Genomic DNA, 2,669 nt, shown 5'->3' on the forward strand with positions numbered 1-2,669 from the left:
CGGTGACTTCGCCTCACCGGTGAACGAGCAGGCGCTGAAGGTCTTCCTCCGGACCTTCCGGCCGGGCCCGGGCTGACCGCCCGTTTCCGGGCCGCCGCACCCGGGGACTCGGCGCTCATGGTGCAGATCGGATACACGATGATGACCGAGCAGTCCGGCCCCCGGGAGCTGGTCGACCACGTGGTGCGGGCCGAGGAGGCCGGCTTCGACTTCTCGGTGACCTCCGACCACTACTTCCCGTGGCTGCGCTCGCAGGGGCACGCGCCGTACGCCTGGAGCGTCCTCGGGGCCGCCGCCCACGCCACCTCGCGCATTCCGCTGATGACGTACGTGACCTGCCCGACCTTCCGCTACCACCCGGCGGTCGTGGCGCAGAAGGCGGCGACGCTGCAGTTGCTGTCGCAGGGCAGGTTCCGGCTGGGTCTGGGCTCCGGCGAGAACCTCAACGAGCACGTCGTGGGCGGCGGCTGGCCGTCCGTCGACGTACGCCACGAACTGCTGGAGGAGGCCGTCGAGATCATCCGGGCGCTGTTCGAGGGCGGTCATGTCACCCGGCACGGCGCGCACTTCGACGTGGACTCGGCCCGGCTGTGGGACCTGCCGGACCAGCCGCCGCCCATCGGCATCGCCGTCTCCGGCGAGCAGTCCTGCAGGCTCGCCGGCCGGCTCGCCGACCTGGTGATCGCCACCGAGCCCGAGAAGGGGCTGCTGGAGGCCTTCGACCGGCACGGCGGCGCGGGCAAGCCGCGGGTGGGTCAGCTTCCGGTCTGCCACGACTCCGACCGGGACGCGGCGGTCGAGCGCGCGCACGCGCAGTTCCGCTGGTTCGGCAGCGGCTGGAAGGTGAACTCCGAGCTGCCGCACCCGGACGCGTTCGAGGGGGCCACGCAGTTCGTCACCCCCGACGACGTGGCCGGGTCGATCCCGTGCGGCGACGATCCGGAGGTCTTCGTGGAGGCCGTACGCCCCTACGCCGAGGCCGGGTTCACGGAGGTCGCGCTGGTGCAGATCGGCGGCGGGTCGCAGGAGCCGTTCCTCGACTGGTCGGCGAAGACCCTGCTGCCCGCGCTGCGCGAGGCCTTCGCCTGACCGGCGCGGCCGGCGTGTGCGGGTTCACGGCGTGTGCGGATTCACCCGGGCGTCCGGGCATCTTGCGCGTCTGCTGGGTACTAGAGGGCTCTACGTCCTGATGTCACGCCCCGATGTCCTCGGAGGTCCCCTTTCGTGAACCCCTTCGTGCACAAGAGTCTGGTGGTGCAGCTGCAGGCGAACGGCACGGAACGTTTCCCCGTGCTCGCGCACCTGAGTTACGACGCCGACGACCCGTTCGCCGTCACCGCCGTCTTCAGCCACGACGGGCGGGTGCTCGCCCGGTGGAAGCTGGACCGGGAGATGCTCGGCGACGGCCTGGAAGGGCCGGTGGGCATCGGCGACGTCCGCTTCCGCCCCGTGTCGAGCGGCCCGTGGGAGGAGCTGTGCATGGAGTTCTACGGCAACGCCCACCCCGACGGGGGGCGGCACCACGCGGCCGTCTTCGTGTGGGCGCCCGCCGTCGCGGCCTTCCTGCGTCAGACCCATGACGTGGTGGCACCGGGCGAGGAGGAACTCGGCGTCGACGACTTCCTGGCGGAGGTCATCGCGGGGGGCTGAGCGCCCCCGCGTGGCCCTCGGCCCATCGGGAGCTCACCGGGAGGTGTGGCGGTGGCGGGCCCACAGGGGCAGGGCGAACCAGCACAGGAGGTACCAGGCGACCACCACCGCGACCAGCCAGGGCACGAAGCCGCCGTGCGTCGCCACCCTGAGGATCAACAGCAGCGCGGAAGTCATGGTGGCCAGCAACAGGAGGAGGCCGACGAAGGTCAGCCGGGACGCCCAGCGCACCGCCTCCGGCTTGACCCGGCGGCCGGAGACGAGGCGGTGCAGGGAGACGGGGCCGATGAGCGCGCCGGTCGCCGCGGCGCCCAGGACCACCGTGACGACGTAGATGACCTGGTCGGTGTGGCTGAGGTGCTCGTACTTCGGCTGGAACACCACCGTGAGCAGGAAACCGAAGAGGATCTGCACGCCCGTCTGGGCCACCCGCACCTCCTGGATGAGCTCGACCCACCTGCGGTCGGCCCTCTCCTCCTCGCTCTCGTCGCGCCCCCTGCGCCTGCCCGCGGCTTGCTCCGGCACCGCCATACCGCCTCCCGGTTCCCGCGGCCCTCGGCCCGGGCCGGCCCCTGTCCCCCACGGGTTCCCCGGAGAGCGGGAAAACTGCCGGGCCGGCCGCGCCGTTTGGGCGGCCGGCCGGCGGTTACCCGGGGCCGTGACGCAGACAGACCAAGTCGAGGAGGTCCCGGCCGATGTCCGGCACGCAGCTCACGGTGACGCTCAGCGGCGGCGAGGCCGCCGACGCCCGGACGGTGGTCAGGGTCCTGGAGGGGGTCTTCGGGGCGCCGGACGGGCTCCCCGCCGACGAGAACGCGACCGTGCGCACGGCCACCTTCTCCGCCGACGCCGGCACCGGCCGGGACGCCCCGCAGGACGCGGGCCGGCTGTCCACGCCGGTGACCGTCACCGTCCAGGGCACCCCTCGGGCCGTACGGAGGGCGAGCGAGACGCTGATCCGCGCCTTCGCGGCGCACGACGAGGGCGCGGCGGCCGGCGACCAGGAGCAGGAACGGCAG

4 protein-coding genes are annotated in these 2,669 nt (G+C 72.9%); 3 read left to right on the forward strand and 1 reads right to left on the reverse strand.

The window, feature by feature from the left end; translation table 11 throughout:
• The first annotated feature begins 117 nt into the window (after positions 1-117).
• Both RH94_RS21685 and RH94_RS21690 read left to right on the forward strand, forming a co-directional pair.
• The gene (locus tag RH94_RS21685) at positions 118-1,089 is read left to right on the forward strand and encodes an LLM class F420-dependent oxidoreductase (protein ID WP_073949159.1); all 972 of its coding nucleotides are present in this window, start codon (positions 118-120) and stop codon (positions 1,087-1,089) included.
• 135 nt (positions 1,090-1,224) lie between these two features.
• Entirely contained in the window at positions 1,225-1,650 is a 426-nt protein-coding gene (locus tag RH94_RS21690) for an SsgA family sporulation/cell division regulator (RefSeq protein WP_073949160.1), read from the forward strand.
• Positions 1,651-1,683: 33 nt separating this feature from the next.
• Here RH94_RS21690 and RH94_RS21695 read toward each other — a convergent pair whose 3' ends face one another.
• Positions 1,684-2,181, reverse strand: a complete 498-nt coding sequence (locus RH94_RS21695; protein WP_073949161.1) for a DUF6328 family protein — start codon at positions 2,179-2,181, stop codon at positions 1,684-1,686.
• 164 nt (positions 2,182-2,345) lie between these two features.
• On the opposite strand from RH94_RS21695, the gene RH94_RS21700 reads away from it, so the two are divergent.
• On the forward strand, positions 2,346-2,669 hold a 324-nt coding region (locus tag RH94_RS21700), incomplete at its 3' end, for a hypothetical protein (RefSeq protein ID WP_073949208.1).

Origin of the sequence: Streptomyces kebangsaanensis, from assembly GCF_001906585.1 — a bacterium.
Taxonomy (GTDB): Bacteria; Actinomycetota; Actinomycetes; order Streptomycetales; family Streptomycetaceae; genus Streptomyces; species Streptomyces kebangsaanensis.